The organism is Streptomyces sp. NPDC104367 (genome assembly GCF_055583825.1).
Window position 1 is genome coordinate 24,969 of the sequence record NZ_JBVJND010000059.1, and the last position, 6,460, is coordinate 31,428.

Below are 6,460 nucleotides of genomic sequence, written 5' to 3' on the forward strand. Positions count from 1 at the left end.
CCGGCACATCCGGCGGGGAACGTCTTAGAAGACGAGGACGGGCTTGATCGCGCGCAGGTGCTTGGCGTCCTCGCACGCCTTGTTGATGTCGTCGAAGGCGTAGTGACTGATCAGCCTGTCGAACGGGAAGCGACCCTGCTTGAAGAGCTCGATCAGCTGCGGAATGAAGATCTCGGGGACGCTGTCCCCTTCGCAGATGCCCCGGATGCTTCGCCCGAAGATCAGGTTGTTCATGTTGATCGGTGCGGTCGTTCCCATCGGGGACGCGCCGATGGTGCCGCAGACGCCGGTGACCATGAGTGAGTCCACGGCTTGAACCAGGACCTCCGGGCGACCGGTGGTCTCGACCGTGTACATGAGCCCCTGCGGGACGATGCGGGCCAGTTCGGAGGCGACGTCCTTCTTGCTCGCGTCGATGGCATGCGTGGCCCCCAGTTCCCGCGCCAGTTCGAGGCGTGAGGCGGCCATGTCGATGGCCACGATGGTGGCCGCTCCCGCCACGGCCGCCGCCATGACCGCACTCAGGCCCACTCCGCCAGCACCGAAGACCGCGACAGTCGATCCGGCTTCGACCTTGAGGGAGTTCAGGACAGCGCCAGCGCCTGTCTGGATGCCGCAGCCGAGCGGGCCGAGAAGAGAGAGGTCGATGTCGGGAGCGACCTTGACCACGTTGCGTTCTGAACACAGGGAGTAGTGAGAGAAGGAACTCTGTCCGAAGAAGTGTGCGGCGACCTCGGTGCCCTGTTCAGTGAGGGCCGTGGTTTCGTCGGGCAGGCGGCCCTTGAAGTTCCATTCGTAGTAGTCCAGACAGTACGACGGAAGGCCGCGGAGACAGTTGTGGCAGACACCGCAAGACGCGAATCCCAGGACGACGTGATCACCCACGGTAACCTTGGTGACGTCACTTCCGACGTGTCGCACAATTCCGGCGCCTTCGTGGCCAAATACTGCCGGGAACGACACGGGGAAGAACTGTTCCTGCATGATGATGTCAGTGTGACAGACGCCTACTGCGGTGACTTCGACAATCACTTCGAGCGGTCGAGGGTCCCGCAGGTCGAGTTCCCTAATCTCGAACGGTGCGTCTTTCGCTGGTACAACAGCAGACCGAGTCTTGAATGGCATCCGTTCCTCCTACTTCGCAAACCCTTTAGGAGGAGGTTGCCATTTCGCCTTCGCTGCTTCTATCCGGATTCCGCCACTGCTGGCCGTCCCGCGACAGGCTGGCCGTTCGTGCCGGTGACGGTGGCTGACGGTAGTTCCCCGAACCTGTCGCGGTAGTACTTCGCGAAGCGTCCGGGGTGGTAGAAGCCGTAGGCTGCTGCGATGTCCGCGATGGAGGTGCCGGGAGCGGCCCTTTCGAGCTGCCTACGCACGCGGTCAAGACGCTTCAGTCGGAGATACTGGGTGGGACTAGTTCCCAGGGAATCGTGGAACGCGCGCTCCAAGGTGCGAGTGCTGACTCCCAGGCGCCCGGCCAGGTCGGTCACCGTGAGCAATTCGTAGTCATGGAGGGCGTCGATGAAGTCGACGGCTTCGGCGGCCAGCCCGGACACATTCCTGTCGTTGCTGTCGAGCAGATGAGAGTAGTTGTGAGGCGCCTTGTTGAGCAAGAGGTCGACAGCCAGTTTCCGGAGATATGGAACTCCAGTGGCAGGCATCGTGGCCTGCTGGACGGAGAGAGCCATGATCTGGGACCACAGTGCCTGAAGTTCGGCTGAGAACGGGCTCAGCTCAAACCTGACGTCCCTGTCCAGTGTGACTCCGAGCAATTTCCCGCACTGATTGCGAATCTCGACAGGATCGAGTCGTAGTGTCGACTGGGCGAAATTGGCTTCGAAGGCGAACTGGGTCGATCGGTTCCCGGACACCGCCACGGTCTGACCGGCCCTCCAGCTGGCTTCCGCGTTTCCCTGCCGTACAGAAGCCGAACCACGAGCGGCATGCATGACGAGAGTCAGGCCCTCCATGGAGTCAGCGTCCACCGAGGCCCTTGCCTCGTACTCCAGTGCGACGTAAGCCATACCTGTGCCGGCATGCGCCCGCAGTCGCGTCGAGGTCTGCTTGCATCGCTGGTCGAGGCGCAACTGGTGTGGACAGTAGATGTGGCTGACTGCCGAAACCGCTTCTTCGCGGTCGGTGGTGATGAGTTGGATCATGTGCCACCATCCAGGGGGAACACCGGTTGGCCGGAGTACGCAGCGGTCGTAGCGGGCATTTGCCCAGTACGACGACCACCTTTGCGGTGTGGGTGCGAGTGCTGGGGGGCGGGTCGCCTCGTCGCGTTCCCCACATCACCGTACAGCCGTGGCCGTTCCCTGGCGGATTCGGTGCCAGCCCCACATCGTGGGGACGATGGTAGGTGACGGCGTTCGGTGACGGAAGCCCGCTGCCCCGGAGGTCGCGTTTCGGTGTGCGGCTTCCTGTGGAGGACTCGCCGTGAGGTGGGCGATTCAGGAGAGTCCCAGAAGCCACTGAGCGACTCTGTCGGGGATCTTGATCGAGCTACTTGCCCTGTTGCCACCAGCACTCCCAGTGGAGTTCTTGGGAGTCGAGGTGCTGCTGGAAGGCGGTGAGCCGTCGGGTGCTGGGGTTGCGTGAGTGGGTGGCGAGTCGTTGGAGGTTGATGGCGATGGCGGTGAGGACGTGCTGGACGTGGGTCTTCGCATGTCCGTGGTAGCGGCTTCGTCGGGCCCGGTGGGTGTTGGCGAGTTCGTGGATGGTGCCTTCGACACCTGATCGGATGCCGTAGCGGCGCCTCCAGTCGCTGTCCTGCTGGTCGGTGCGGTTGCGCTGCTGCTGCTCGTGGAGGTGCTGCGGCAGGAAGTTGACGGATCGTCCGGAGACTCCGCGCGTGCAGCGGGGTTTTTGGGCGCACGGGTTGCACTGTTCGGGCTGGAAGCGGGCGACGGTGTAGGGGGCCATCGCGGGGGCGGAGACCCAGGTGCGGGTGGACTGTCCGGCGGGGCAGGTGACGGTGCGGGTGTTGAAGTCGATGGTGAAGTCGTCGCGGGCGAACCCGGCGGCTTCCTTCTTCTGCCAGGCACCACTTGCCTTGACCGGTCCGACGAGGTCGATGCCGAACGCGCCGTGCGCGTGGTGGAGTTGTTCGACGGACAGGTAGCCGCCGTCGACGAGGTGCTCGGCGGGGAGCAGGCTGCGGCGGTCGAGCCGGTCGTGGATGCCGGGCAGGGCTTGGGTGTCGCGGACCGGTCCGGTCGTGGCGATGTCCGTGATGACGTTGACCGACTCGTCGTCGCAGGTCTCGGCCACGTGCACGAGGTAGCCGGCCCAGCGGGTGTTGCCCCGGATGGCCCGGCGGGCGTCGGTGTCGTAGGGCGAGGCGAGACGCCGGCCTCCTTTCGGCACCCCGTCCGCAGGACGCCGGGGCCGCATCCGGCCCACGCTGTCGACGAGGAAGTTCTGCACCAGAACCCGGCGCAGGATCTCAGCACGGGCCCGGAGGGGACCGAGTGCGGCGAGGCGTTCGAGGAGGACGCGGGCGTCCCGGCCTGCTTCGCCCAGTCGGCCCGCGGGGCGGCTGGGCTGGGCCGGAAGCCTGACCGGACGCCCGTATCGGGCCGCCCAGTCCTGGTCTACCAGGCCTTCCAGGATCTCGGGGGTGTGGGCGGCGGTCTCCTCCAGGGCTGCCCGTACCGCCTCCAGGACCATCTCCAGCCGGGTCAGGTCACGGGCCGCGGACCAGATGTGCGTGGAGTCGGTCCGCTGCCTGCCTCGCTCGATCAGCAGTCCGGCCGACCGCAAGCGGTCCAGTGCCAACGACAACAGCGCGTCGGCGCGATCGTCCTCGCAGAGCCGGTCGCGAAAGTCCGACAGGATGCTGTGGTGGAAGCCCGGATCCTCCAGGTCCAGGGCCAGGGCGTACTTGAAGTCGATCCTGCACCGCACTGCTTCAGCGGCTTGACGGTCCGACAGGTTCAGCAGGAACTGCAGCACCGACACCGTCGCCAACCGTGCCGGCGAGAACCCCGGACGGCCGTCCTTCGGATACCAGGCGGCGAAGTCTTCATCCCACCACAGGCCGTCGAGGCAGTCCCGCACCCACATCGCCGTCGTCCCCGCCGGACTGCTCGCCCTCGCCACCCGGGCCGTCAACTCAGGCACCACCACGGCCACACGAGGACGAACCGACATGCCACCACCCGGGGAACGAGACGCTCAACTCGTCCCATCCTGACGGCCCCTGACCTGCTACGTCACGAGAACATCAAGATCCCCGACAGAGTCGCTCACTGAGATGGCTAAGCGGGACCGGTGAAGTTGGGTGCGTTGGGTAGGTGTCCTGTGGGAGGGACGCTATGGGGAAGAACCTCCGAGTCGAGTTGACCGACGTGCAGCGCCGTGAACTGCATGGGTTGCTGGCCCGCAACGACCTGACCGCGTATACCCGGCAGCGGACCGAGTGCATCCGTTTCCTCGATCGCGGCCGGACCACTGCCGAGGTTGCCGGCCTGCTGGAATGCCGCCCGGTCACGGTCAGGGCCGCGGTGCACCGTCTTCAGGAGGGCGGGATCGCGGGACTGCCCGATGCTCCGCGCCCCGGCCGTCCCGCCCGGCTTCTCGGCCTGGAGGACCGGGCCGCACTGGGCGAGTTACTGGATGAGTCCGCCGCGGCGGGGATCACCTGGAGCACCCCGGGCCTGTGCGACTGGCTGCGGGCCGAGCGCGGGGTGGAGATCTCCGCTGACTGACTGAGCTGCTGCACCGGGAGGGCTTCCGCTGGAAACGCACCCGTGACAGCGTGCGGCACAAGGGCGATCCCGTCCTTCAGCAGGCCGCAAGGGCCCAGCTGGAGGACTTGCGGCCTTGCGGCTGGAGGCGAATGCCGACCGGCGCGACCTGATCTTCCTGGACGAGTCCGGCTTCGCTCCGACGATGCCCACCGGATACACCTGGTCACGGGTCGGGCAGAGGGTCGTGGTGCCGAAGGAGGACACCAGGAACCGCCGGGTCAACGTCCTCGGCGCGAAGATCGTCGGTACCGAGCCGGACCTGCTCTGGCAGCATACCGACGGCAAGATCGACGCCGGTGTGCTGTTGGACTTCGTCTGCGTCCGCCTGGCGGGCCTGGGCGGCGGCGCGGGCGTGCTGGACCTGGCCGCCGATGGCGTCGGGGTCGGTTCCGTCCCGGTCTGGTGCCGCGGGCGTCCGTGCACCGTCGTCCTCGACAACGCCTCCGCGCACGTGGCTAAGGCGTTCAAGGGCCGCCGCCGACAACTCGCGAAGATCGGCGTGGAGTTGTTCTACCTGCCGCCCTACAGCCCGGAGCTGAACGACATCGAGCTGGTCTGGCGCCAGGCGAAGTACGAGGACCACCCGCAACGCACCCAGACCAGCATCGACGACATCGGCCAGGCCGCCGACGAGGCCCTGACCTGCCGACGCAACCGGATCCGCACATCAGCAAGGAACTTCACCCAAGCCGCTTAGGGTCCGTCTTCAAGCGGATCTTGCCCAGAGCAGGAATGACGTCAGACTGACCGCTGCTTCGTAGGAGGTGGCGGTCTTGTTGTATCTGGTGGCGATGCCGCGGAAGCCTTTGAGCTGGTTGAAGCAGCGTCAACATGGTTGCGTCGGCGGTAGATCTGGCGGTCGAATGCCGGTGGCCGGCCTCCGTGGCGGCCACGGTTGTAGCGGTGTCGCTGTTGGTCGTTCTTCTCCGGGATGGTGCACGCGATGCCTCGTTTGCCCAGGTAGGCGCGGAAGCCTCGGGAGCTGTAGGCCTTGTCGGCGACGACCTGGTCGGGTCGGCAGCGGGGGCGGCCCAGGCCGGTGCGGGGGACCCGGATCCGTTCCAGGAGGGGGCGTGCGCAGATGCTGTCGTGGCGGTGGCCGGGTGTCAGCAGGATGGCGAGAGGTCGGCCGCGGCCGTCGCAGGCGAGGTGGACTTTGGTGGTCAGTCCGCCTCGGGATCGGCCGAGGGCGTGATCGTCCGGTTCGTCTGGTTGGTGGATCCCCCATTTCTTCCCGTCGCAGCGGCGTGCTGGTGGGCGCGGACGATGGTGAAGTCGATCTGGATGAGCCAATCGATGTTGCCGACCGCGTCGGCGCGGGCCTGGATCTGCTGGAGGGCTCGGGTGAACACGCCGTCCAAGGCGTAGCGGCGGAAGCGGGTGTAGACCGTCTGCCATGAGCCATAACGTTCCGGCAGGTCGCGCCAGGAGATCCCAGTGCGGATCTTGTAGACCTTCCCATTGACGACCTGCCGATCCTCCACGCGCGGATGGCCTGTTACGGCCCGCGGTATGAGAGGAGCGAGTAACTCCCACTCGTGATCGGTGAGTTCATGGCGACGCATCACTCCGCCATGATCCACCACCCATCGATCCTTGAAAGACGGACCCTGTCGTTGCTCCCGTAAGAATGACCCCCAGGTGCTCCCGCAGAATTAACCCCCCTTGATGATCTGGAGGGTGCTGAAAGTGGAGGACTGGGCCGA

General features: G+C 65.9%; 5 protein-coding genes and 1 pseudogene. 2 read left to right on the forward strand and 4 right to left on the reverse strand.

From position 1 onward, the window contains the following. Window positions 1-24: 24 nt before the first annotated feature. The 3 genes from ACZ619_RS44335 to ACZ619_RS44345 all read right to left on the reverse strand — a co-directional run bounded on the left by ACZ619_RS44335 (window position 25) and on the right by ACZ619_RS44345 (window position 4,155). Window positions 25-1,125 carry an NAD(P)-dependent alcohol dehydrogenase gene (locus tag ACZ619_RS44335; RefSeq protein WP_469611657.1) on the reverse strand — a complete coding sequence of 367 codons (1,101 nt, stop codon included), beginning with the start codon at window positions 1,123-1,125 and terminating at the stop codon, window positions 25-27. Window positions 1,126-1,184: 59 nt separating this feature from the next. Further along, a complete protein-coding gene (locus ACZ619_RS44340) occupies window positions 1,185-2,159 on the reverse strand; it encodes an AraC family transcriptional regulator (RefSeq protein WP_469611658.1) in 975 nt (324 codons plus the stop codon). 346 nt (window positions 2,160-2,505) lie between these two features. Beyond that, window positions 2,506-4,155, reverse strand: coding sequence for an IS1182 family transposase (locus ACZ619_RS44345; RefSeq protein WP_469611659.1), 1,650 nt, complete (start codon window positions 4,153-4,155; stop codon window positions 2,506-2,508). A 197-nt stretch (window positions 4,156-4,352) separates the two neighbouring features. Here ACZ619_RS44345 and ACZ619_RS44350 point away from each other — a divergent pair, with 197 nt between their 5' ends. Then, window positions 4,353-4,712, forward strand: coding sequence for a helix-turn-helix domain-containing protein (locus ACZ619_RS44350; protein ID WP_469611662.1), 360 nt, complete (start codon window positions 4,353-4,355; stop codon window positions 4,710-4,712). A gap of 115 nt (window positions 4,713-4,827) precedes the next feature. Further along, the gene (locus tag ACZ619_RS44355) at window positions 4,828-5,451 is read left to right on the forward strand and encodes a transposase (protein ID WP_469611660.1); all 624 of its coding nucleotides are present in this window, start codon (window positions 4,828-4,830) and stop codon (window positions 5,449-5,451) included. A gap of 9 nt (window positions 5,452-5,460) precedes the next feature. Here ACZ619_RS44355 and ACZ619_RS44360 read toward each other — a convergent pair. Next, window positions 5,461-6,319: pseudogene (locus ACZ619_RS44360) on the reverse strand (IS5 family transposase). Between the last annotated feature and the right edge of the window lie 141 nt (window positions 6,320-6,460).

Coding starts and splice junctions, on each gene's coding strand:
- ACZ619_RS44335 (WP_469611657.1), bottom strand. CDS start 1,125: ATGCCATTCAAGACTCGGTCTGCTGTTGTACCAGCGAAAGACGCACCG.
- ACZ619_RS44340 (WP_469611658.1), bottom strand. CDS start 2,159: ATGATCCAACTCATCACCACCGACCGCGAAGAAGCGGTTTCGGCAGTC.
- ACZ619_RS44345 (WP_469611659.1), bottom strand. CDS start 4,155: ATGTCGGTTCGTCCTCGTGTGGCCGTGGTGGTGCCTGAGTTGACGGCC.